Source organism: Methylobacterium sp. HJ2 (assembly GCF_056431005.1).
On record NZ_JBWJYM010000001.1, the window covers coordinates 307,784 to 332,326 of the forward strand.

At 67.1% G+C, this 24,543-nt stretch carries 15 protein-coding genes and 2 tRNA genes; 12 read left to right on the forward strand and 5 right to left on the reverse strand.

Annotation, left to right across the window (positions count from 1 at the left end):
* Positions 1–119: 119 nt before the first annotated feature.
* Entirely contained in the window at positions 120–1,628 is a 1,509-nt protein-coding gene (locus tag ACS5RC_RS01405; protein ID WP_478342033.1) for an NAD(P)H-hydrate dehydratase, read from the forward strand.
* Positions 1,629–1,686: 58 nt separating this feature from the next.
* Here ACS5RC_RS01405 and ACS5RC_RS01410 read toward each other — a convergent pair whose 3' ends face one another.
* Entirely contained in the window at positions 1,687–3,276 is a 1,590-nt protein-coding gene (locus ACS5RC_RS01410) for a multicopper oxidase family protein (RefSeq protein WP_478342034.1), read from the reverse strand.
* A 201-nt stretch (positions 3,277–3,477) separates the two neighbouring features.
* Between ACS5RC_RS01410 and ACS5RC_RS01415 the strand changes: the two genes are divergently transcribed.
* From ACS5RC_RS01415 to ACS5RC_RS01450, 8 genes are all read left to right on the forward strand, one after another.
* A tRNA-Leu gene (locus tag ACS5RC_RS01415) sits at positions 3,478–3,562 on the forward strand.
* Between the two features lie 163 nt (positions 3,563–3,725).
* Positions 3,726–5,141 carry a trigger factor gene (gene tig, locus ACS5RC_RS01420; protein WP_478342035.1) on the forward strand — a complete coding sequence of 472 codons (1,416 nt, stop codon included), beginning with the start codon at positions 3,726–3,728 and terminating at the stop codon, positions 5,139–5,141.
* 131 nt (positions 5,142–5,272) lie between these two features.
* On the forward strand, positions 5,273–5,899 hold the full coding sequence (locus ACS5RC_RS01425) for an ATP-dependent Clp protease proteolytic subunit (protein WP_066922248.1): 627 nt from the start codon (positions 5,273–5,275) through the stop codon (positions 5,897–5,899).
* A 221-nt stretch (positions 5,900–6,120) separates the two neighbouring features.
* On the forward strand, positions 6,121–7,383 hold the full coding sequence (gene clpX, locus ACS5RC_RS01430; protein ID WP_478342036.1) for an ATP-dependent Clp protease ATP-binding subunit ClpX: 1,263 nt from the start codon (positions 6,121–6,123) through the stop codon (positions 7,381–7,383).
* A 283-nt stretch (positions 7,384–7,666) separates the two neighbouring features.
* Positions 7,667–10,090: an endopeptidase La gene (gene lon / locus ACS5RC_RS01435; protein WP_478342037.1), complete on the forward strand. Its 2,424-nt coding sequence runs from the start codon at positions 7,667–7,669 to the stop codon at positions 10,088–10,090.
* A gap of 133 nt (positions 10,091–10,223) precedes the next feature.
* Positions 10,224–10,952, forward strand: a complete 729-nt coding sequence (locus ACS5RC_RS01440) for an aspartate/glutamate racemase family protein (RefSeq protein ID WP_478342642.1) — start codon at positions 10,224–10,226, stop codon at positions 10,950–10,952.
* Positions 10,953–11,028: 76 nt separating this feature from the next.
* A tRNA-Val gene (locus tag ACS5RC_RS01445) sits at positions 11,029–11,104 on the forward strand.
* 779 nt (positions 11,105–11,883) lie between these two features.
* Positions 11,884–12,345, forward strand: coding sequence for a VldE C-terminal domain-containing protein (locus ACS5RC_RS01450; protein WP_478342038.1), 462 nt, complete (start codon positions 11,884–11,886; stop codon positions 12,343–12,345).
* 226 nt (positions 12,346–12,571) lie between these two features.
* Here the strand turns inward: ACS5RC_RS01450 and ACS5RC_RS01455 are convergent, their stop codons facing one another.
* The 3 genes from ACS5RC_RS01455 to ACS5RC_RS01465 form a co-directional block, all read right to left on the reverse strand.
* The gene (locus ACS5RC_RS01455; protein WP_478342039.1) at positions 12,572–13,855 is read right to left on the reverse strand and encodes a TadE/TadG family type IV pilus assembly protein; all 1,284 of its coding nucleotides are present in this window, start codon (positions 13,853–13,855) and stop codon (positions 12,572–12,574) included.
* A 481-nt stretch (positions 13,856–14,336) separates the two neighbouring features.
* Entirely contained in the window at positions 14,337–15,956 is a 1,620-nt protein-coding gene (locus tag ACS5RC_RS01460; RefSeq protein ID WP_478342040.1) for a carboxylesterase/lipase family protein, read from the reverse strand.
* A 450-nt stretch (positions 15,957–16,406) separates the two neighbouring features.
* Positions 16,407–17,030 (reverse strand): TetR/AcrR family transcriptional regulator, encoded by a 624-nt coding sequence (locus tag ACS5RC_RS01465; protein WP_478342041.1) that lies wholly within the window; start codon positions 17,028–17,030, stop codon positions 16,407–16,409.
* Between the two features lie 371 nt (positions 17,031–17,401).
* Between ACS5RC_RS01465 and ACS5RC_RS01470 the strand changes: the two genes are divergently transcribed.
* The 3 genes from ACS5RC_RS01470 (at position 17,402) to ACS5RC_RS01480 (ending at position 21,173) form a co-directional block, all read left to right on the forward strand.
* Positions 17,402–18,859, forward strand: a complete 1,458-nt coding sequence (locus ACS5RC_RS01470; RefSeq protein ID WP_478342042.1) for a flavin-containing monooxygenase — start codon at positions 17,402–17,404, stop codon at positions 18,857–18,859.
* Positions 18,860–18,885: 26 nt separating this feature from the next.
* Positions 18,886–19,698: an SDR family NAD(P)-dependent oxidoreductase gene (locus tag ACS5RC_RS01475; protein ID WP_478342043.1), complete on the forward strand. Its 813-nt coding sequence runs from the start codon at positions 18,886–18,888 to the stop codon at positions 19,696–19,698.
* A gap of 467 nt (positions 19,699–20,165) precedes the next feature.
* On the forward strand, positions 20,166–21,173 hold the full coding sequence (locus tag ACS5RC_RS01480) for an alpha/beta hydrolase fold domain-containing protein (protein ID WP_478342044.1): 1,008 nt from the start codon (positions 20,166–20,168) through the stop codon (positions 21,171–21,173).
* Positions 21,174–21,388: 215 nt separating this feature from the next.
* Here the strand turns inward: ACS5RC_RS01480 and ACS5RC_RS01485 are convergent, their stop codons facing one another.
* Positions 21,389–24,541, reverse strand: coding sequence for an efflux RND transporter permease subunit (locus ACS5RC_RS01485; protein ID WP_478342045.1), 3,153 nt, complete (start codon positions 24,539–24,541; stop codon positions 21,389–21,391).
* Between the last annotated feature and the right edge of the window lie 2 nt (positions 24,542–24,543).

The following is a 24,543-nucleotide window of genomic DNA, read 5'->3' on the forward strand; positions in this document are numbered from 1 at the left end:
CAGCATCTGCACATCGTTTGCGCAGTGCGTAGCCCGGCGCCTCGTTTCTAGGCGATCGTTGGGCCGCCTCAGGGCAGATTCGGACGGACCGGGATGGAAGGCCTATGACGAGGGACGCGATGACGGATCCGCGGCTGCTCACGGTCGAGGCGATGCGGGCGGTGGATGCCGCGGCGATCGCCGGCGGAATTCCGGGCTTCTCGCTGATGGAGCGTGCCGGTGCCACGGTGGCGGAGCGTGCCCGCGCGCTGCTTCCGTCGGGCGGCCGGGTGCTGGTCCTGTGCGGGCCGGGCAACAACGGTGGGGACGGCTTCGTGGCGGCGCGCCTCCTTTCCGAGGCCGGCCACGCAGTCGAGATCGTGCTTCTCGGCAGCCGGGCAGCGCTGGCGGGCGACGCGGCCCAGGCTGCCGCCGGCTGGAACGGACCCGTCCACGAGGGCGCGCCGGACGCCCTGCCGGCCTGTGACCTCGTGATCGATGCCCTGTTCGGCGCGGGCCTGTCGCGCGATCTCGACGGCGCGGCCCGCAGCCTCGTGGAGCAGGTCAACGGAACCGGCCGGCCGGTGCTCGCCGTCGACGTGCCGAGCGGGGTCGACGGCGATACCGGTGCCGTGCGCGGCGCCGCGATCCGCGCGACCGAGACCGTCACCTTCGTCGCCCTCAAGCCGGGCCACCTGCTCCAGCCCGGCCGCGCGCTCTGCGGCGCGCTGCACCTCGCCGGCCTCGGCACCGGCGCCGCATCGTTCGAGGCCGGTCTGTCCACCTGCGCCTTCCCGCTCTACCGCAACGGTCCGGATCTGTGGGGGGCCGCCTTTCCGACGCTCGCGGCCGAGAGCCACAAGTACACCCGCGGCCACGCCCTCGTCCTGTCGGGGCCCGTCCACCGCACCGGGGCGGCGCGCCTCGCGGCGCGCGCGGCGCTGCGCGTCGGCGCCGGGCTCGTCACGCTCGCCTCGCCGACGAGCGCGCTCGCCGAGAACGCCGCCCACCTCACGGCGATCATGCTCCAGCCCTGCGAGAGCGCCGACGATCTCGACGACATCCTGACCGACGAGCGTCTGAACGCGGTGCTGCTCGGACCCGGCCTCGGCACGGGCGAGCCGACGCGGGAGCGCGTGAGCGTCGCCGCCTCGGCCGGCCGCGCGCTGGTGCTCGACGCCGACGCGCTCACCAGCTTCAAGGGCCAGCCCCAGGCCCTGGCCGAGCAGATCGCCCAAGGCGGAAGCCGCGCCGTGCTGACCCCGCATGCGGGCGAGTTCGCGCGGCTGTTCGGGGGCACCGAGGCGGCGGAACCTGCGGCCAAGGTCGAGCAGGCCCGGCGCGCCGCCGCGCTCGTCGAGGCCGTGGTCGTGCTCAAGGGGGCCGACACGGTGATCGCCGCCCCGGACGGCCGCGTCGCGATCAACGATCACGCGACGCCCTGGCTCGGCACGGCGGGCTCGGGCGACGTTCTCGCCGGGCTCATCGCCGGCCTGCTGGCGCAGGGAATGGAGCCGTTCGAGGCCGCCGCGGCTGGCGTCTGGCTGCACGGCGATGCCGGGCTGCGCCACGGGCCGGGGCTGATCGCCGAAGACATCCCGGAGCTGATGCCGGCGGTGCTCGCCGGCCTGCTGGCGGGGCTGTCCTGATCGTCGGTCGATCGCGGGAGCCGGTCGGGATCCCGCCGGACCTGCGGACGACCCCGGCTCAGGTCACCTCGAAGCAGGTCCACAGCCCGGTGTCGAAGCGCTCCAGCACGGTGGCGCTGATCAGCCAGCGGCCCGGATTGTCGGCCAGGAACGCGATCCGGGCGGTGCGGCCCTCCAGCAGCTGGAAGGTGTCGAGCCAGTAGGGCTCCCAGCCGTCGTCGAGGGGATGGAGCAGGCGGAAGACGTGGCCGTGCAGGTGGAGCGCCTGCGGGAAGGCCGTCTCGTTGCGCAACGCCAGCACCACCACCTGCCCGCGCTTCACCGTGAAGATCGGCATCAGCCCCGCGACACCGCTCGCTCCGTTCACCGACCAGACCCGCGCGGGGTCGCCGGTATAGACCGGCTCCGCGGCGGGCTTGGCTGGCTCAGCCGCCGGCTTGGCTGGCTCGGCCGCGGGCTTGAGCGGCGCCTGGGTGTTTCTCGCGGCCGGCTTGGAGGCATCCTTCGGGGTGTCTTGGGCCGACTCCTTCGGCACCATCGCCCCGCCGGTGATGACCACGTCCCGCCGCAGGGCATTCTGGAGCTTGACCTCGGCGGGCAGCAGCCTGTTCTCGCCGATCGGCCCGATCGGCGCGCGCTTCTCGGTGATGGGCGTGCCCTTCGTGGTGACGCTGGCAAGCGCCAGCCCCTGTCCGATCAGGGCCAGGATCGTGCCCGTGGCCCCGGGCTCGGGGGGCAGGTCGATCAGCAGGTCGTAGCGGGTGCCCGGCGGGAAGGGGAGGGTGGCGCGCAGCGGCTCGAACGTGTCCGTCGGCTGCCCGTCGACCCCCGCGACGTAGACCTTCATCCCCTCGAAGCGAATGCGCGTACCGCGCGCGTTGCAGGCATTCCCGATCCGCACGCGCACGCGCGAGCCCGGGCGGGCCTCGAACGTCTCGGGCACCGGGCGCCCGTTGACGGTGACGAGGTTGCCGAGCCGCCCGTTGGCAGCCGCGAAGACCGTCTGGCCGAAGGGCATCAGGCTGCCGTCCGCCTCGAGGCGCCAGTCCTGAACCAGCAGGCCCACATCCGCATCGACGGCGGGCGGCGTCGTCTCCTCGACGATGAGGAAACCCGCGAGCCCCCGTCCCGAGGGCTCGCTCGACCCGCCGACGACGAGGGGCCGGACCAGGAAGGTCCCGGCATCGGGCGGGGTGAAGATATAGGTGAACTCCGCGCCCGGTGCGATCGGCGCCTGCGTCACCCCGCCGACGCCGTCCATGCCATTCTGGTTGCGCACGCCGTGCCAGTGCAGCGACAGCGGCCGGTCGGTGCGGTTCTCGACGCGGACCCGCACGGCCTCGCCGAGCTTCACCCGCAGGACGGGAGGCGCGGCCTTGCCGTCGAAGCTCCACACCGCCGTCTCCGCGGCGGGCTCGGGCTTCAGGCGGGCCTTGCCCGGCCCCGCGGTCAGCGGACGAGCCGGGCTTTGAGCCTCCGCCGGCCGGGGCGAATCGGGCTTCGGTGCATCCTTCGAGGGCGCTTTGGCTGTCTCCGCCGGCTGCGCCTGCTTGCCCGGCGCGAGCAGTCCGAGCGCGGCGGCGCCTCCGAGCAGGGCCCGGCGCGAGGGCCGGCTGAGGGCGGTCGGCACGGGGCTGTCAGGCGGCATGCGATCTCTTGACGAGCTGTGGCGGGAGACCGGCAGGGCGTGGCGCCGAGACGGGAGCGCGGGTGCGGGCCGCCGCTTGTAGCCGCCGCGCCCGGCCCGCGCCACCGACGCGCCTGCCAGCAAGTTTTTTGCTGCTTCCTCGTGCACGCGTGCTATAGAGCCGCCCTCCGGCGGCCGGATGCGCGCCGGGCGTCGGCGCGCGCGGGCGTGGCGGAACTGGTAGACGCGCTGGATTTAGGTTCCAGTGTCGCAAGACGTGGGGGTTCGAGCCCCTCCGCCCGCACCAGCACCGCCGCCGGGTACGGATTGGCCTCGATTCCGATACCGGAAGCCGGCCCGCTCAACCCGTTCCGTGTCAGCGTCGCGCCCCGCCTCCGCCGCCCCGGTTCGCGGGCCGGACGGCGCGCGGCCAGGATCACGATCACACGGACTGTTTGAGAGCGAAGACGATGCAGGTGACCGAGACACATTCCGAGGGACTGAAGCGCGAGTTTCAGGTGCTCCTCGCCGCCCATGAGCTCGAGGATCGCCTGAACACCGAGCTCTCGGGCATGAAGGACAAGGTGCAGCTCAAGGGCTTTCGCCCCGGCAAGGTGCCGGTCGCCCATCTGCGCAAGGTCTACGGCCGCTCGGTGATGGCCGAGGTCGTGCAGAACGCCGTCAACGAGGCGAACCAGAAGATCATCGCCGACAACAACCTCAAGCTCGCCTTGGAGCCCCAGATCGAGTTCCCCGAGGACAAGTCGGTGGTTGAGAAGGCGCTCGACGCCAAGGCCGACTTCGCCTTCAAGGTCGCCCTCGAGGTGCTGCCGAGCTTCGAGCTCGCCGACCTGTCCGACGTGAGCCTGACGAAGTACGTGGCCAAGCCCTCCGACGCCGAGGTCGACGAGGCCCTGAACCGGATGGCCGGCCAGAGCCGTCCGTTCATCGAGCGCAACGAGGGCTCCTACGCCGAGGCCGGCGACCGCGTCACGATCGACTTCGTCGGCCGCATCGACGGCGTCGAGTTCGAGGGCGGCAAGGGTGAGGGCGTGGATCTCGAGCTCGGCTCGGGCTCGTTCATCCCCGGCTTCGAGGAGCAGCTCGAGGGGGCCCATGTGGGCGACACCCGCCTCGTCAAGGCGACCTTCCCGGAGAGCTACGGCGCCGAGCACCTCGCCGGCAAGGAAGCCGAGTTCGACGTGACGGTCACCAAGATCCAGTTTCCCGGCGAGGCGAAGATCGACGACGAGTTCGCCAAGAACATGGGCCTCGAATCCGTCGAGAAGCTGCGCGAGCTCGTCGGCCAAGCCATCGGCAACGATTACGAGGCGGCCTCGCGGCGCAAGCTCAAGAAGGGCCTGCTCGACGCGCTGGACGGCAAGTACGCCTTCGATCTGCCCCCCTCCCTGGTGGCGCAGGAATTCGCCAACGTGTGGGCCCAGGTCGAGCAGGACCTGAAGGCGCGCGGCAAGACCTTCGAGGACGAGGGCACCACCGAGGAGAAGGCGCAGGCGGAGTACCGCCAGATCGCCGAGCGTCGGGTGCGCCTCGGCCTGGTGCTTGCGCAGGTCGGCGAGAGCGCCGATATCAAGGTCTCCGACGAGGAGGTGAACCAGGCCCTCATCGCCCGGGTCCGGCAGTTCCCGGGCCAGGAGCAGCAGGTCTGGGACTTCTATCGGAAGAACGCCCAGGCGCTGGCGGAGCTTCGCGCGCCCCTGTTCGAGGAGAAGGTGGTTGACCACGTTCTCGGGCAGGTCAAACTGGTCGAGGAGCCCGTCTCGAAGGAGGCGCTGTTCGCCGACGAGGACGCGGACGACGACGGCGCCGACAAGCAGGCCGGTGAGAGCCCGGCGGAGGCCTCGACCGAGTCGAAGGCCGAGTAGAGCCCGGCGTCTGTCCTGAAGGCAGCGGGCGTGATGGTGAGGCGGCGTTAAGCGTCGCCGGTGTTCGCTGACATGCCCGGCCAGTCGCCTGATTCGCGGCGGGCCGGGCCCTTGGAGCCCTGGGGCAGGCAATGAGAGATCCGGTCGACTATTACAACAGCGCGCTCGTGCCCATGGTGGTCGAGCAGTCGAGCCGCGGAGAGCGCGCCTTCGACATCTACTCGCGCCTGCTGCGCGAGCGGATCATCTTCCTCACGGGGCCGGTGGAGGATTACGGCGCGTCGCTCATCGTGGCGCAGCTCCTCTTCCTCGAGGCCGAGAACCCCAAGAAGGAGATCTCCTTCTACATCAACTCGCCGGGTGGCGTGGTGACCTCCGGCCTGTCGATCTACGATACCATGCAGTTCATCCGCTGCCCGGTGACGACGCTCTGCGTCGGCCAGGCCGCCTCGATGGGCTCGCTGTTGCTCACCGCCGGCGAGCCGGGACACCGCTTCGCCCTGCCCAACGCCAGGATCATGGTGCACCAGCCCTCCGGCGGCTTCCAGGGCCAGGCGACCGACATCCTGATCCATGCCCGCGAGATCGAGGCGCTCAAGCGCCGCCTCAACGAGATCTACGTGAAGCACACCGGTCGGGAGTACGAGGCCATCCATCAGGCCCTCGAGCGCGACAACTTCATGACCGCCGACGCGGCCAAGGAGTTCGGCCTGATCGACGAGGTCATCCAGAAGCGTCCGGAGCCGGCTGCGGCCTGACGTCCTGGAACCCCGCGTGCCCCGGACGGCGTTGGCCGGACATGGGGCGCGCGCACCTGCCACGGCCTTGATCCCGCCGCGGCAGCGTGTTTGCATCGGGGCTTCCGGCAAGCGACCCGCCACAAGCGCGCAGGTGACTTTTTCTTTAAGCGGATTCCCTTACCTGTGAACGATGCGCGTGCGCCCGGGGCTGGCAGCGCACGAGACGATCGGAGACCGATATGAGCAAGACTGGCGGCAACGACTCCAAGAGCACGCTGTACTGCTCGTTTTGCGGCAAGAGCCAGCACGAGGTTCGCAAGCTGATCGCGGGCCCGACCGTGTTCATCTGCGACGAGTGCGTCGAGCTGTGCATGGATATCATTCGCGAGGAGTCGAAGTCCTCGCTGGTGAAGTCGCGTGACGGCGTGCCGACCCCGAAGGAGATCCGGCGCGTCCTCGACGACTACGTCATCGGTCAGGACTTCGCCAAGAAGGTCCTCTCGGTGGCAGTGCACAACCACTACAAGCGCTTGGCCCATGCGACGAAGCACAACGACGTCGAGCTCGCCAAGTCCAACATCATGCTGATCGGGCCGACGGGCTCGGGCAAGACGCTGCTCGCGCAGACGCTGGCCCGCATCCTCGACGTGCCCTTCACGATGGCGGACGCGACGACGCTGACGGAAGCGGGCTACGTCGGCGAGGACGTCGAGAACATCATCCTCAAGCTGCTCCAGGCCTCGGACTACAACGTCGAGCGGGCGCAGCGCGGCATCGTCTACATCGACGAGATCGACAAGATCTCCCGCAAGTCCGACAACCCCTCCATCACCCGCGACGTTTCGGGCGAGGGTGTGCAGCAGGCGCTCCTGAAGATCATGGAGGGCACTGTCGCCTCCGTGCCTCCGCAGGGCGGCCGCAAGCATCCGCAGCAGGAGTTCCTGCAGGTCGACACCACCAACATCCTGTTCATCTGCGGCGGCGCCTTCGCCGGGCTGGAGCGGATCATCTCCCAGCGCGGCAAGGGCACCTCGATCGGCTTCGGCGCGACCGTGCAGGCCCCGGACGACCGTCGCACCGGAGAGGTCTTCCGCAGCGTCGAGCCCGAGGATCTGCTGAAGTTCGGCCTCATCCCCGAGTTCGTCGGTCGTCTCCCCGTCCTGGCGACGCTGGAGGACCTCGACGAGGCCGCGCTGAAGAAGATCCTGCAGGAGCCCAAGAACGCCCTGGTCAAGCAGTACCAGCGCCTGTTCGAGATGGAGAACGTCGACCTGACGTTCCAGGACGACGCGCTCTCGCTCGTCGCCCGCAAGGCGATCGAGCGCAAGACCGGTGCCCGCGGCCTGCGCTCGATCCTGGAAACCATCCTGCTCGATACGATGTACGATCTGCCGGGCCTCGACTCGGTGGAGCAGGTCGTGATCGGTCCCGAGGTGGTCGAGGGCAAGGCGCGCCCGCTCTTCATCCATGGCGAGCGCAGCAAGGATGCTCCGGCGGCCTGAGGCGTCCGTCCCGCGCTGCGCGCAACGCACTGATGCGGCAGGCCGAATCCGGCCTGCCGCCTCCCCCGAGGCTTCCGGTGGCATCTTGAATTACGGGCCTCCGATCCTCACCTTGGACCCAAGCGCAGTGGCCGCACGCTGACCTTTCGAGGTGCGGTGCCGCGCCCACCAGCCGCAAAGTCCTTTCCAAGACATCCGACCCTCGCGGCCCGGTCGGCTCCTGGCAGAATGCTTGCTCCAATCGGAGGAGCATCGCCCGGCGTCCATCATGAGGAAGTCAGCCATGACACAACCGAAATCGCGCCAGCCTGTCGTCCCGGGCTCGACGGGGGCCTACGCGGTCCTGCCGCTGCGCGACATCGTGGTGTTCCCGCATATGATCGTGCCGCTCTTCGTGGGGCGCGAGAAGTCGATCCGCGCGCTCGAGGAAGCGGTCCGCACAGACCGGCATATCCTGCTCGCCACCCAGATCAACGCGGGCGACGATGATCCGGCCACCGATGCCATCTACACGATCGGCACGCTCGCCAGCGTGCTCCAGCTCCTGAAGCTGCCCGACGGCACCGTCAAGGTGCTGGTCGAAGGCGCGGGCCGTGCCAAAATCACTGGCTTCACCCGCTCGGACGAGTATTACGAGGCCGAGGCCGAGGCGCTGCACGACGAGCTCGGCGACAAGGTCGAGGCCGAGGCCCTCGCGCGCTCGGTGCTCTCCGAGTTCGAGAACTACGTCAAGCTCAACAAGAAGATCTCCCCCGAGGTGGTCTCCGCCGTGACCCAGATCGACGAGCCCTCGAAGCTCGCCGACACGATCGGCTCGCACCTCCTCGTCAAGATCGCCGACAAGCAGGGTATCCTCGAGACCCCCACGGTGGCGCAGCGCCTCGAGCGCGTGCTGTCGCTGATGGAGAGCGAGATTTCCGTGCTGCAGGTGGAGAAGCGCATCCGGACCCGCGTCAAGCGGCAGATGGAGAAGACCCAGCGCGAGTACTACCTCAACGAGCAGATGAAGGCGATTCAGAAGGAGCTCGGCGACGAGGACGGTCGCGACGAGTTGGCCGAGCTCGAGGACAAGATCGAGAAGACCAAGCTCTCCAAGGAGGCCCGCGAGAAGGCCACCGCCGAGCTGAAGAAGCTGCGTCAGATGTCGCCGATGTCGGCCGAGGCCACCGTCGTGCGCAACTATCTCGACTGGATGCTCGGCATCCCGTGGGGCAAGCGCTCGAAGATCAAGAAGGATCTGCTCGGCGCCCAGGCGCTGCTCGATGACGACCATTTCGGCCTGGACAAGGTTAAGGAGCGGATCGTCGAGTACCTCGCCGTGCAGCAGCGGGCGAACAAGCTCACCGGCCCGATTCTCTGCCTCGTCGGCCCCCCCGGCGTCGGCAAGACCTCGCTCGGCAAGTCGATCGCCAAGGCCACGGGCCGCGAGTTCGTGCGGATGTCGCTCGGCGGCGTGCGCGACGAGGCCGAGATCCGCGGTCACCGTCGGACCTATATCGGCTCGATGCCCGGCAAGATCGTGCAGTCGATGCGCAAGGCCAAGACCTCGAACCCGCTCATCCTGCTCGACGAGATCGACAAGATGGGCATGGATTTCCGCGGTGACCCCTCCGCGGCTCTCCTCGAGGTGCTCGACCCCGAGCAGAACAGCGCCTTCAACGATCACTACCTGGAGGTGGATTACGACCTCTCGAACGTGATGTTCGTGACCACGGCCAACACCCTCAATATCCCCGGCCCGCTGATGGACCGCATGGAGGTGATCCGCATTGCCGGGTACACCGAGGAGGAGAAGGTCGAGATCGCGCGCAAGCACCTGATCCCGAATGCGCTCAAGAAGCACGGTCTGGACGTGAAGGAGTGGTCGGTCGACGACGAGGCTCTGCTGATGCTGGTCCGCCGCTACACGCGGGAGGCGGGCGTTCGCAATCTCGAGCGCGAGCTGTCGAACCTGATTCGTAAGGCCGTGAAGGAGATTCTCATCACCAAGACCAAGGTAGTCACGGTGAACGTGGAGACCCTTCAGGTCTTCCTCGGACCGCCGAAGTTCCGCTACGGCGAGATCGACGCGGACGATCAGGTCGGCGTGGTCACGGGCTTGGCCTGGACCGAGGTCGGCGGCGAGTTGCTGACGATCGAGGGTGTCATGATGCCCGGCAAGGGCAAGATGACGGTCACGGGCAACCTCAAGGACGTGATGAAGGAGTCGATCTCGGCTGCGGCGAGCTACGTCCGCTCCCGGGCCATCGATTTCGGCATCGAGCCGCCGCTCTTCGAGCGCCGGGACATCCACGTCCACGTTCCGGAGGGGGCGACCCCTAAGGACGGTCCGTCCGCTGGTATCGCCATGGCGACCGCGATCATCTCGACGCTCACCGGCATCCCGGTGCGCCGTGATGTGGCGATGACGGGCGAGGTGACCTTGCGCGGCCGGGTGCTGCCGATCGGCGGCCTCAAGGAGAAGCTGCTCGCCGCACTTCGCGGCGGCATCAAGACCGTGATGATCCCGGAAGAGAACGCCAAGGACATCGCCGAGGTGCCCGACAGCGTGAAGAACGGGCTGGAGATCATCCCGGTCTCTCGGATGGATCAGGTGCTGGAGCACGCCCTGGTGCGCCAGCCGGTGCCGATCGAGTGGGACGAGCCGCTGCCCGCGGCGAAGCCCGCCCGTACCGAGGAGGATGGTGCGGCTTTCGTCGCCCATTGATCCGCGCCGTCGACTTGGCGTGAACGGCCCCCGGAGCGTCCGCTCCGGGGGCCTTTTTCTTGCCTGAAGCCGAAAGCCCGCCGCGATGCCCGTGCTCCTGCGTGGGACCCGTCGGGTGGAATGGGACCCTGTGGTGCGCATCCTTCTGATCAACCCGAACACCACCGCGGCGGTCACCGATTTGGTCGCCGCCCATGTCAGACGGATCGCGGGCGCCGGCGTGACGATCCTGCCCGCGACCGGCCGGTTCGGGGCCCGCTACATCGCGAGTCGGGCCGCCGTGGCAATCGCCGCGCACGCCGCGCTCGACGCCCTCGCCGAGCACGGATCCGATTGCGACGCCGTCTACCTGGCGTGCTTCGGCGATCCCGGTCTCGCCGCCCTGCAGGAGGTGTCGCCTGTGCCGGTCACCGGCATGGCCGAGGCCGCCTGCCGTGCGGCCGCAGCCGGAGGCCGACGTTTCGGCATCGTCACGGGGGGAAGGGCCTGGGGACCGATGCTGACCGAATTCGTTACGCTTCTGGGGTACGGCGACCAGCTGACCGGCGTGCGCGCGATCGCGCCAACGGGGGGCGCCATCGCGCGGGATCCCGGGGCCGCTCTCGCCGACCTCGCGGCCGCCTGCCGGACCTGCCACGAGGATGACGGCGCCGAGGTCGTCATCCTCGGGGGGGCCGGGCTGGCCGGCTTGGCCGAGCGGATCCAGCCTCGCCTCGCCTGCCCACTGATCTGCTCGGTCGAGGCCGGGACACACGCCGCCATCGCGGCGGCCACGCAGGCGCAGGCCTCACCGAAGCCGGAGCCGATCGCGAGCCTCGGCCTTGCCCCCGCATTGGCACACCTGCTGAACGCCGAGGTCTGATCACGACGGTTCGTACGTGCTGTGCACGGGGGCCTTGCCTCGCGCACCTGCCTTGCCGTACCAAGCCGCCGGGTGCGGGCGGTTAGCTCAGCTGGTAGAGCGTCTCCTTTACACGGAGAGGGTCGGGGGTTCGAGTCCCTCACCGCCCACCACTATCTACAGCGACTTAGCTTATCTGCTGCCTGTTGTCCGGGTGGATTTGTAAGCATATCATAAGTCGTATGGCCGAGCCTCGAACCATCGGCGCTGTCTAGGAAGCTGATCCGATCTCATCGGACGAATTTTTTGCGATGATCGACGTCGTGATCTTTAGTTGCTGATCTCGAAATAACGCACTCAGTATGCGGCTAATGGCTCCGCTTGGCCTTGGCTGCCCAGGGACAATCGTTTTCGGCGCCTGTCCTCGTGGAACTGAATTTCATCGAGGCGTTCCAATGCGCGATGGCTCGGACCGAGAGCTTGTCGGCGATACCCACGAAGGCGCGAGCGAGAAGCTCAGACAGACGGGTCGCGGGGCCGTCCAATTTGCTGCGGTCTTCATCTGGGCTCGGGCTGAATGCACCGGAAGCGCGTGCGCTTACGCAGCCGTCTGCCAGTGGCCAGATGCAACCCACGGGTTCAGCGACGAGACGCAGCTTTGATTCTGTCGACCAGATCACAACCGTTATGAAGGTGGGTGGTCCGGTGGGTTGAGCTTCGGCGCTGACGGCAAACGCGTTGCCCGTTTCCTGCGCTGCGCCAGATAACCTCGTACGCTGCAACTTCGATTTGAAGAATTCCCGGCTTCGAGAAAATTTCACGATCTAGAGTTAAATTATTACAGATATTTCAAAATATGGCGTTTGGCAGGCTGACAACAATCGAGATGCGGGAGTAGTATCATAGGCTCTCGGTGCTTCGCAGTCTGGGCGCGCTGGCAGGGGAAAAGCTGATGGGCACAGCCGTCCCGATCTTTCGTGCCGCCGCCGGTCTGCGCCGCATTCTTTGGGATAGTGGGCCGCCGATTTTGAAGACGCTGACGGCGGTCGGCAAGGAGGCGAGGCTTCAACTTCAGCCGGGGCCGGATGACAAAGGCGGACCGCACTTCGAAGGTCGGGCGCTCGACATTATGCTGCACGCCGAGCGAGCCAACGAATTCGAGATCGGGGAGAGTTTGCGCGAGTTCCTGCTCTATCGGCAGGAGGAGATCCGATGGAGTCTCATCATCTACTACAAGCGTCAGTGGACCTCACTGGAATCCATGACGCCGCGCATCGGCACGAGTGGACGAGATTTTGAGCACAAAACGCATATCCATATCGAATGGCCGAAGAACAAACGCGACAACGATGATTTCAAGGCCTTCATCAAGCAGCAGCTTGACGTCGTATTCGGTCCGAACCCCTACGACTGATCGCTATCTTTCCGGCTCTCCATCATCTTCCGCGTGCGAGCTGATCGCGGGCCGCATGTTCCGCGGGTTTCTCGCAAGGGCCTCACCAGCAAGGCGCCGATTGGCGTCTGGCAACCTACTGAGAAATCCCATCACGCTGGGCTCGCATCTCTGCCTCAGGCCGGGCCGGCGTCGCAACCGGCGAGGACGAACCCTCTTCTTGGGTGCGTCCGGCCCGAGATCTGGCTCACTGGCTCAGCAGCAAGCGACCTCCTAGATCTCCGACCCCGCTCGGGACCGGAACATCGCTGGCCGAGTACATGGCGTTCATCGTCAGATTGGCGCTGCTGGCGACCTTCAATTGGCGGGCCACGATCACCGTGTAGGCAGACAGGTCGGCCACGGCGCCCGTCGAGTCTACCGTCAGCCTGCCGCGCGGCATGTAGATCGTGCCAAGCAGCTGACGCGCGCTGTTGCTGGATATCTTGTGGTCGCGCAGGAGCGGAGCGGTGGGATCCTCGTAGATGAGCAGACCTGACATCGGGCCATCCTTGGGCGCTGTCAGATTGATCGTACTACCGGCCGTGAGGTTGAGCGTCGTCTGCTGGCTCTTCAGGAAGATGCCGACATACGATCCGGTCATCGTTGCATTCTGATCCACCGTCAGCGGCCCTGTGTCGATGACGTAGACGCCCTGCGAAAGGGTGGCGACAGCGCCTTTGGTAATCTTCAGCCCATTGCAGTACGTACCCGGGTAGAGCGTCTGCGAGGTGCTCACGACGGTGTTCGTATACGTACAACCGGAAGAGGTCGGCGGCGTCCGGCCTGCGAGTGGGTCCGCCAGGCCGGGACACCCGGCTTTCGGGCCCGGAAGCGGCGGGATTGTCGTGTTGACGGAACTCCCGCCGGCCGAGCAGATACTTGTGGCCAGGATGGTGGCTTGGTTCTGAAGCGTGACGCCGGTGGGGCTCGTCGAGTCGGAGTAGACCGAACACAGCGAGGCCGTCATTGAGGCATGATCCTGAGCCGTCAGGGTACCGGGCGAGGATGGATCGAGCGCCAACACGCAGAGACGTGTCTTGCCCACGATCGATGCCCGGGCATGGGCATTGAGCGTCATGCTGGGCTTGCCGATCAATTTGCCGAAGGCGAGCGAGATCGTCTCCTGCGTCTGAGCAAAGACGCTGGTGCCGTCCGCACCGACACTGACCTGAACATAGAAGGGTGTGTCGTCTCTGGGCTTGGCGTTCGTGCGGATTGTCTGCTCCGTGACGCCAGCGACAGAGACCCCATTCGAAGCCGCGAGCTTGAGCGTGTTTCCTCCCATGATCACCCCGGCATCCGTAGCAGCCTGAAGCTGAGTTTGTCGGTACGTGAGTCGGGCATAGTCGATGCCGCCACCGACGAGACCGATGATCACCACGGCACTGAGGCCGAAGATGACAGCGACGCTGCCCTGGCGGTGGCGATGGAACCGACGATAGTTCAGGGCCAGGCTTCGCGCGGCCGCGAACATGCCCTGTGCGGCCATCCAACCGGTTCGCGCCATCCAGCTCGGCTCGCCACAAGGAACATCGATCCTGGGTTGTGGCGGGGATGTGTGGATTTCTTGTTAAACTCGAGTATGAGGAAAATTGGTCTGCCTTTCGTCTACAACTCAACATTTGCTGGGTGAGAGCATGCCAAGCTGAGGCGAAGCAACGCAGTGTAAATCTGCGCTTGTGGTCTTGGGATCTGAACCGAGCCGAACTGTGCGTGGCCTGCGAGTTCGTCGTTCCAGGTCGCCGTTCGGGCCCAAAAGGGGCCGATCAACGCACAGCCTCCGCCGGCACCTCGATCACTTGAGCGTCCCTGGCAGTCCGATCGATCGCAATCCCGCACCCAGCCATACGCATAGGCACCCTCTCGGGAGCTTGTCGGGTGGTATGAGCCAGGCACCGCCGCCTCGCGACTGCGAGAGTCCAGACCCGCGGCTCATACCGCCGCGCCACAGGCTGGATCAGGGGCTCCGGTCACAGATGGGGCCACAGGGGCGGCGTCCGATCCCAGAACGCGCAATGGGCATCGGCATCTCCCGATTTCGAAACCGTCATCCGCCCGATGTCGAGGTAGCTGTCGCCCTGCGACCGGACCGGCTGCCACTCCGGAAGACCGGCGCCATTCGGATCGTGCAACTTTGCCATGTTCGTCCAGTAGCCGACGAGTTGGCGCTGTATCGTCCGGTCTGCCTCAGTCGGCTTGTACTTGCCCTCCCAACCGAAGAAGAACGGATGCTCGACCGTGTGGATCGCCCCTCTCGCCCTCTGCACCGGGTCGTTTTCGAGCACATGGTCGAAGAGATAGCGGTACACCGGGGCGTTCTGGGACCGCGCCAGCACGTTGGCGACGCGGCGGCTCGCGCAAGTGAAGAGAGCATCCGTGGTCAACCGTGCGAAGGCATCGCGTGGGCTCGGATAGGCTGATGCTGGGTAGAGCGCTTCGATGGCGGCGCGGGCCTCCGGGCCGAAGACCGTGTTGATCGCCGTCGCGTAACTGGCCTCGTCGCGTACGGCCCCCGCGCTGTCAGCCCACTCGCCCGTCTCGCCTGTCGTGTTTCCGATGATGACCGGCAAAGCTTTGCTCACGCCTTCGGCCAACCGCTTGATCGGTTGCCCGGGGAAGACGGACCCGTCCATAACCGGCCCGTACCGACGCGCGAGGACACTGAAATTGCCGGGCAAGGCTGCCAGCACGTCCCCCGGGTCCTTGCCGCGCATGCAAGCCGCCGGATCGGGATCTGTGTCGCAGCCGAGCTTTCTCGCGACGACCCGACCTGTGTTCTGTTCCGCATCAGCCAAGGTCGGAAGCTCGCAGCCGCTCGGGACGCTGCTCTCCATCGCCACGGCGTGAAACAGTCCAGCCGCGCCTGGAGCACTCATCAGGGCGCAAATGTTGCCGCCTCCCGCCGAAGTTCCGAACAGGAAAACGCGGTTCGGGTCACCGCCGAAGGCTGCGATGTTGTGGTTGACCCAACGCAGCATCGCGATCTGGTCGAGGCTGCCGTAATTGCCCGAGACGTGCTCGGCGCGTTCGGCGTCCAGGGCCGGATGGGTCAGAAAGCCGAATGGCCCGAGACGCAAATTATAGGTCACGAGGATGGCGCCGTGGGGCACCACTTGCGACCCCTCGTAGCGCACACCGCCGAAGTTGAGTGTGCCTTCGCCCGACAAGGAGTGGTTGCCGCCTCCCGTGAGCCAGATCATCACCGGACGTGGTTTTTCGAGCCTGCCCCGTGGGCGCCAGACATTGACGTAGAGACAGTCTTCGGAGCCCTGTATCTCACGGCCGACGTATTGGGGACACATGGGCGCGATCTGCTTGGCCTCCCGCATCGCTTGCCAAGGCTCAGGTCGCTCCGGTGGTCGCCAACGCAAAGGGCCGACAGGCGGCTTGGCGTAGGGGATGCCGCGGAATGCCAGGAGATCACCGTCCTGCTGGCCACGGACCGGCCCATCCGTCAGGCAGGCGACATCCTCGGCGCTCGGGCATGCGACCGGCTCTGCGTGGAGCGGTAAAGCCAGTCCTATCGAGATCAGCGACAGATGGAAGGCGAATTTCGCGGCGCGCGCCAAGCTCAAGATCGATCCGCGCATGTGGCCTGCCTCGTTCGGTGGTCCAGCCGCGAAGTCAGCGGATCTTCGGTCTGGAATTGATGCCGTCGCCAGATGATGTGAGGCGGTTCGCAGGGCTCGGGAACGGAGGTTGTGGTCCGCCCGGGTGAGAGGTTAGGCAGCCTGCAGGAGATGGTGCAAGCGGCGATCCATGCGCGCGCCGACATCCTCGGCCGCCTGCCGTCCGCCTGCTGACGCCCGGCAGCGCCGGCGCTGTCACCGCCGCGAGGGCCACGAAGCCGCTCGGCGGCGCAACGATCTACGGGGCGGGCATCACGCCTGTTCGGCGGTAGGTAGTCTAGCCCTGAGCCGTCGCCGCAAAAATCGCCTTTCGGTGCGGATCAAGTCCGACTCAAGCCTGCCAAGTCCATCGGATCGCGCCCCTCGGCTCCAGTGCTCCGAAGAGTCGGGACGGGAGGGCAGATCTCCAGTTTAAGACGGCGTATCCGGCGAACTCGTCGACGGTCCGCCCACGACCGCCATGCCCGCCGAAGTCAGGTAGGGCAGGAACAGGTTCATCACCTGCTGGGATCCCCAATCGATGTGATCGCGGGTCAACTCCGTGATGCCGCGGCGCGAGCGCAGGTAATCGATCCAGTAGCTCGACACGATCCAGGCATTGATCACGATCGGTTCGATTCGTTCAGGACTGATCTGCACCAGTCCGGCCTTGACCATCTCCTCGACGGCCATGCGGGTGAACGCGTGCCCCTCGTCGTTGAGCGCCTTGAGACGAGGCTTGAGGTCCGGCGCGAGTTGGAGGACCGTGGTCGTATCGCGATAAAAGAAGCGCCACTCCCACATGATGCGGAACCAGCCGGCCAGATAGTCGCGGAACCGCTCCGGTTCGTCGCCGGTGACCGCGTAGGCCGTGGCGGTGGCATTCACGGCATGCTCGTAATCGAAGAACAGAGCCTCCAGCAACTGCGCCTTGCGCTGGAAGTAGTAGTAGAGATTTCCCTCGTTGATACTGACGGCTCCGGCGATTTCCGCAGTCGTGACGGCGCGTGGTCCGCGATCGTTGAACAGCTCTCGACTCACATTGAGGATGCGCATGCGGGTCGTGGGGCGCCGGGCCGATACAGCCTCTACCATGCCTGATCTTCCATCCGTCCTGCTCAACGCTTCCTAGGGCGGCGCGGGAGCGCGTGGCAACCTCCCAACCGTCCCTGGATCGCCCATGTCGACCTCGATCTCCGGCGGGGCGGCCGCGCTCCCATCCCGAAGATCGATCTGACTAACGTTGTGCGCATCCAGATAATCTCACTCGGAAGTTGTATAAACGGCGAGATATCGGGTATTGACATCGATAAGGTGTGTACCTTATCAGATTTGAAAGCCTAAAAAATAGGGGGGAGCAATTGATGGTCCTGGACGTGGGAAGCGTAGACGCTTCGTCTCGTGGATCCGAGACGATCCCGTCGCACATGGACGTTCTGATCATAGGCGCAGGTATTTCGGGTATCGCAGCCGGTCACTATTTACAAACACGCTGCCCTAGAAAGACCTACGCAATTCTCGAAGCCCGCGATTCAATCGGCGGCACCTGGGATTTCTTTCGGTATCCAGGCCTACGTTCAGATTCCGATCTTTATACCTTCGGCTTCAGTTTTCGTCCCTGGACCGGAGATCGCGCGATCGCGGACGCCGGTTCGATCCGGAAATACCTTCTGGATACTGCCGATGGCGGAATCGCCGAGCGTGTCCGCTTCGGCCACCGCGTCGTCGCGGCTTCCTGGGACTCCACTCAAGCGCGCTGGACCGTCGACATCCAGGTGGGGCCGGACCGCAAGCAGATCCGCATGACCTGCCAGTTTCTGTACGCTTGTGCCGGCTATTACGATTACGAACAGGGTCATTTGCCGGCCTGGACCGGCATGGAGCGCTTTCAGGGACGCTTCGTCCATCCGCAGGCCTGGCCGGAGGACCTCGATTATTCGGGCAAGCGCGTGGTGGTGATCGGCAGTGGCGCCACCGCCGTCACGCTGGTGCCCGAGATGGCCAAGACGGCGGCACATGTGACGATGCTGCAGCGCTCTCCGTCCTACGTGATGTCGCTGCCGGCCGAGGACCGGATCGCCAACGGGCTCAAGAAATGGCTGCCGGCCCGGCTTGCCCATGGATTGGCACGGTGGAAGAACGTTGGCGCGGCGATCGTCCTGTACCAGTTCGCCCGGCGCGCCCCGAAGACGCTCGCGGCCCGGTTGCTGCGCGGCGTGAAAGCCCAGCTCGGGCCCGACTACGATGTGACGAAGCACTTCACGCCGACCTACAAGCCGTGGGATCAGCGCCTGTGCTTCGTGCCGGACGGCGATCTCTTCGCGGCGATCCGGTCCGGCCGGGCCTCGGTCGTCACCGATCATATCGAGACCTTTTCGGAGGCCGGCGTGCGCCTGCGCTCCGGCGCTACGCTCGACGCGGACGTCATCGTGACGGCGACCGGCCTGCGTCTCAAGATGCTCGGCGGCATGGCGCTCAGCGTCGATGGGCGGCGCGTCGAGCCGAATCGAACCTATCTCTACAAGGGGATGATGCTGAGCGGCGTCCCAAATCTCGCCGTGGCAATCGGCTACACCAATGCCTCCTGGACGCTCAAATGCGAGCTGACGGCGCAGTACGTCTGTCGCCTGCTCAACCGGATGGATGCGCGCGGTGGGGCATGGTGCCAGCCCGAAGCCGCGGACCGCGTCGGCGATGTGCCGGTGATCAATTTCACCTCCGGCTACATCCAGCGGGCGCTCGACATCCTCCCCAAGCAAGGCCAACGCAAACCCTGGAAGCTCTACCAGAACTACGTGCTTGATCTGATCTCGATCCGCTACGGCCGGGTCGATGACGGCACCATGAGATTCGGGCGTGCCGGCGCGACCCGGACTGCGGCCTGACGGCGTCGAATTCGGAGACCTCCGGTATGATGAATCTGACGGGGCGGACTGCGCTGATCACCGGCGCGGCGAGTGGAATCGGACGTGGCATTGCGATCGCGTTGGCACGGCGGGGCTGCAATCTCGCGCTTGCCGACCTGAACGAGGTCGGCCTTGAAGAGACCGTGAGGCTCCTACCCGCGGGCCGGCGGGTGACCTGCCATCGGCTCGACGTGTCCGACCCTCAGGCGATAGCGGCTTGCCCGGCCGCCATCGTCTCGGCACATGGCGGCCTGGACGTGCTCGTCAACAATGCGGGCGTGGCGGTCGGCGGGACGTTCGACCTCGTGAGCGAGGCCGATTTCGAGTGGCTCTTCGATATCAACTTCTGGGGCGTGGTGCGCATGACGCGCGCCTTCATGCCGTTGCTGCAGCAAAGCCCGGAAGCGCGCATCGTCAACCTGTCGAGCATCTACGGCATCATCGCCCCGTCGCATCAGACCGCCTATGCGGCCAGCAAATTCGCCGTGAGAGGGTTCTCGCAAGCGCTCGCTCACGAATTGCGGACGACGCAGATCGGGGTCACGGTCGTGCATCCGGGCGGTATCGCGACGGCCATCGCCGACACGGCCCGGGTGCCCGCCTCGGCCACCGCCGAGGAGATCGCGCGAGGGCGAGCCTTCATGAATGCGCAACTTCGCCTTCCGCCGAACGTGGCGGGGGAGATCATCGTCAAGGCGGTTGAGCGCCGTCGTAAGCGGGTTCTCGTCGGCACCGATGCGAAGATCGCGGCCCTGATCGAACGTCTCGTCCCCGTCTCGTACTGGTCCTTGCTGCGCGGGCAGTTGGAGCATCGTTGACGCGACGAGCGCGTGCCGCAAGGCCCTCCGGGCCCTGCCGCCGTGGTGGACCCGGTTCACCGCTGACGCCATCCGGCGGCTCGGGCGCGCGGTATCGCGCCACCGAACGCAGGCCCGCCCGGCGACGCGCGGCGCCCGGCCTCCCCTGAATGCGCGGATCCCGAAACGGAGCCGCGTCCGGGAGGAGGCAGCGCGATCCGTGGGAAACCTACGAGGGACCGCGCGATGCCGGGCGGTCTGCCGCCCATCGCGACCCGAATCTCAAGTCCGATGCGGCGCGTCCACCCCGTCGGAATGGATGATCCTGGGGGACGGACAGACTTGCCGGCGCATGGCTTCGGCCGCGCCCTTCGCCCCGCCGTCGCGGCGGACGCCGTGCGGCCCACCTATCCTGCTGACCGGCCTTCGCGGTTCGACGCCGGGCTCGAGCGGCAGACCGGACTTCGATGCTCACGACGGACCGACACATGACGACGCGCTTCCAACCGCTCAGGCGGATCCTGATCGTTCTCGGAGGCGGGGCGGCCCTCCTCACGGTCCTCGTGGCCATCCTCTCGCACAGGACCGGCACGAGCATGTCCGGCTGGGTGGTGGCAAAGGTCATCGTGCCGGTCTTCTATGGCGGCGGCGACCAGTCGGCCGAAGCATTCCGGCGCCAGATCGAGCAGAATCGCGCGGCAGGACCCGCGATGCCGCCGGATCGATTGACCAAGCGGTACGATGTCGCCGATGCCGAGATCGCGGGCGTGCGCAGCTTTCGCGTGGGCCCCAAGACCAGGACGACGCCGGCGACGCGCATCCTCTTCCTGCATGGCGGCGCCTATGTTTTCGATCTGACGGATCTGACCTGGCCGCTCACGGACTCTCTCGTCGATCGGACGGGCTCGACCATGATCCTCCCCCTTTATCCCTTGGCTCCGGAACATCAGGTCGGCGCGGGTCTCGACGCCGTCGAGGCGGTCTATCGGCAACTGGTTTCCGAGGTCGGGGCAGACCACGTGGTGCTGGCCGGGGAATCCGCCGGCGGCGGCCTCGCGCTCGCGCTCGCACAGCGCCTGCGCGACTCCGGGCAACCGATGCCTGCCGGGCTGGTGCTGTACTATCCGTGGCTCGATGTGACCGTGGGTGGCGACGATCAACCCGCCCTGCAGACGTTGGACACGCTGCTGAACGCGGACCGTCTGCGCGAGGCGGGTCGTCTCTGGGCCGGCAACGCGGATCCGGCCGATCCCAGAACCAGCCCCCTGTTCGGAAGCCAGGCCGGGCTGCCGCCGACCCTGGTGGTTGTGGGAATGGACGATCTCCTCTTCTCGGATTCGCGGCGGTTATCGGCCCGCTTCCTCGACGCGACGATTCTCTCCTATCCGGGCATGTTCCACGGCTTCATCTACGCCCCCATTCCGGAGGCGTACCGAGCGCTCGATGCGACCGCGGAATTCATGACGCGCCATCTCGGGATGGGATCCTCTCACTGACATCGCGGGCGTTCGCCCCCGGTGTGCGGCGCTCGTCCGCACCGGGGACACCGGGACCGTCCCGAACCAGAGCGCATGGCCCCCGAGACCGCGGCGAGAGAGCGCCGTCTGCCGGGTGACGAAGGCCGTCGAGGGAAGCTCCGCGGACAATGCCGGGCCGGAGCCCGGTGCGGCAGTGAGGGATCGCGCGCGCCAAGGCTCGCACAGACCGGCGCTCAGCCGTCGGCGCCGACCTGGTGGGATCGCGTCTTGGCTCGATCCATCCTGGCCCGGTCCGCCTCGGGCGGACCCCGGCGGCTCCAGGGTAGCCGGAGATGGGCGAGGTAGGGATAGACGGCCGGGAGCACGACGAGCGTGAGGAGCGTCGCCGTGACGAGGCCGCCGATCACGACGGTGGCGAGGGGGCGCTGGACCTCCGCGCCCGCGCTGGTGGACAGCGCCATCGGCAGGAAGCCCAGCGTCGCGACGAGCGCCGTCGTCAGCACGGGCCTCAGGCGCTGCTCGGCGGCGCGGGTCGCCGCCTCGCGCGCGTCGAGCCCGACGCGTTCGAGTTCGCGGATGTAGCTGGTGAGGACCACGCCGTTCAGGATGGCGATGCCGAAGGTCGCGATGAAGCCGATGGCGGCCGAGATCGAGAAGGGCAGGTCGCGCAGGGACAGGGCGACGATGCCCCCGGTCGCCGCGACGGGCACGTTCAGGAAGATCAGACCGGCCAAGCGGATGTCCCCGAACATCACCACGAGCAGGAGCAGGATCGCGGCCATCGCGGCCGGCACGACCACCGACAGCCGGCCTGTCGCTTCCTGCAGGTTCTGGAACTGTCCGCTCCATTGCAGGGAGTAGCGCGGCGGAAGCGTCACCTGCGCCGTCACCGCACGCTGCGCGTCGCGTACGAAGCTCTGCACGTCGCGGCCGCGGACATTCGCCTGCACCGAGATCCGGCGTTGGAGCCGCTCGCGGCTGATCTGGGCCGGACTCGTCGCCACGGCCACGGAGGCCACCATCGACAGCGGCACCAGCGCCTTGCCGGTCCGGCCGACCGGCAGATCGCGGATCCGCTGGATATCGCCGCGGTCGACCGCGCGCAGCCGGACCACGATGTCGGTGATGGAATTGTCGTCGCCGTAGATCATCCCGGCGGTGCGCCCGCCGATGCTCTCCACGACGTCGAGGACGTCGGCGACGTTGACGCCGTAGCGGGCGGCGGCCGCACGGTCGATCTGGATGGAGAGCGCGGGCATGCCGGCCTGGGCCTCGGCCTTCACGTCGGCGGCCCCCGATACGCCGGAGACCGCCCGCACGATGGCGTCGGCCGTGTTCTTCAGGACCGTGAGGTCGTCCCCGTACAGGCTGATGGCGACGTCGCCACGCACGCCCTCCAGCAGGTCGTCCATCCGCATCTGGATCGGCTGCGAGAAGGCGTAGGACACGCCCGGCACCTCCTCGCGCAGGCGCTTGTCGAAGGCTGCCACGAGCGCGTCCTGGCTGTGGGCCGTCGTCCAGGTCGCGGGGTCGGCCAGGGTGATGAAGCTGTCGGTGGACTCGACGCCCATCGGGTCGGTCGGGATCTCGGCGCTGCCGGTCAGCGAGACCACCCGCTTGACCTCGGGAAAGCTCCGCAGGGTCTGCTCGATGCGGTGCATGACGGCCAGCGACGCATCGAGGTTGATGCCCGGGAGCTTCTCGGAGGTCACCACCACCGAGCCCTCCGAGAGCTTGGGCAAGAACTCGCCTCCGAGCCGCGTCGCCAGGAGGCAGCTGCCGCCGAACAGACCGAGCGTCACCAGAACGGTCAGGCCGGCGCGGCGCTCGGCGAGCCGCAGCACCGGGGCGTAGGCGCGGCGCATCCAGCGGACGAGGCGCGTCTCGCGCTCGCCGATGCCGGGCCCCGCCAGGACGATGGCGGCGAGGGCCGGCATCAGCGTCATGGTGAGGACGAGGGAGCCGGCGAGCGCCAGGATGACGGTGAGCGCCATCGGCCGGAACATCTTGCCGGCCACGCCCTCAAGGGCGAGCACGGGGAGGTAGACCATGATGATGATGGCGACCGCGAACAGGATCGGGCGCGCCACCGCGACGGTGGCCTCCCGGATCACGTCCTCGGCCGGCCGGTCCGGGTGCTCGCCCCGGGCACGCAGGACGTTCTCGATCATCACCACGGCGCCGTCCACGATGAGGCCGAAATCGATCGCGCCGAGACTCATCAGGTTGCCCGAGAGCCCGAGCAGCCGCATGCCCGCGAAGGCCATCAGCATCGAGAGCGGGATCGCGGCCGCGACCACCAGCCCCGCCCGCAGGTTGCCGAGGAGGAGGAGCAGCACCACGACGACGAGCATCGCCCCCTCCGCGAGGTTGTGCTCGACCGTGCGGATGGTCCGCGCCACCAGGCTGCTGCGGTCGTAATACGGCACGATCTCCACGCCCGGCGGCAGCTGCGGACGCAGATCCGCGATGGTCTGCTTGACCCGCTCGACGACGGCGCTGGCATTCTCGCCCTGCTGCATCATCGCGATGCCGACCACGGTCTCGCCCGCGCCATCGTGCGTCACCGCGCCGAGGCGGACCTTGGGCGCCTCCACGACCTCGCCGAGGTTGGCGATCGTCACGGGCACGCCGCCCGGACCGGTGCTCACGACGACGTTGGCGAGGTCGGACGTGGTCTTGGCGAGCCCGAGGCCGCGGATGACCTCCTGCTGATCGTTGTGCTCGATATAGGCGCCGCCGCGCGCCGCGTTGTTCTCGGACAGAGCCGTGTAGACCTGCCCCATCGTCACCCCGTAGCGGTGCAGGCTCTCGGCGGAGACGCGAACCTCGTAGGTCGGCATCTGGCCGCCGTAGACGTTCACGTCGGTGATGCCGGGGGTCAGCTTGAGCTTCGGCGCGACGGTCCATTGCAGGATGCGCTTCAGCGCCATCGGCGAATAGCCTGGGCCGCGCATCTCGAACTGGTAGATCTCGCCGAGGCCGGTCGCCATCGGACCCATCTCGGGGTCGCCGATTCCGGCCGGCATCATCGCCTTGGCGAGCGGCAGGCGCTGGAACACCTGCGCCCGTGCCTCGGTCACCGAGAGGGCGTCGTCGAAGGTGATGTAGACGGCCGAGACGCCGTAGCGCGACGTGGAGCGGATGCCCGTGAGCCCCGGCGCGCCAGCCATCGCGTTCTCGACCGGGAAGCTTACGAGGCGCTCGACCTCCAGGGGGCCGAGACCCGGCGACAGGGTGAGGACCATCACCTGCTTCGGCGAGATGTCCGGCACCGCGTCGATGGATAGGCCCCGCAGGTTGGCGACGCCGCCGGCCGCGCCGACCAGCGCGATCACCAGGACGAGCCAGCGGCGGCGGACGAGAAGGGCGAACCAGGCGTTCATCG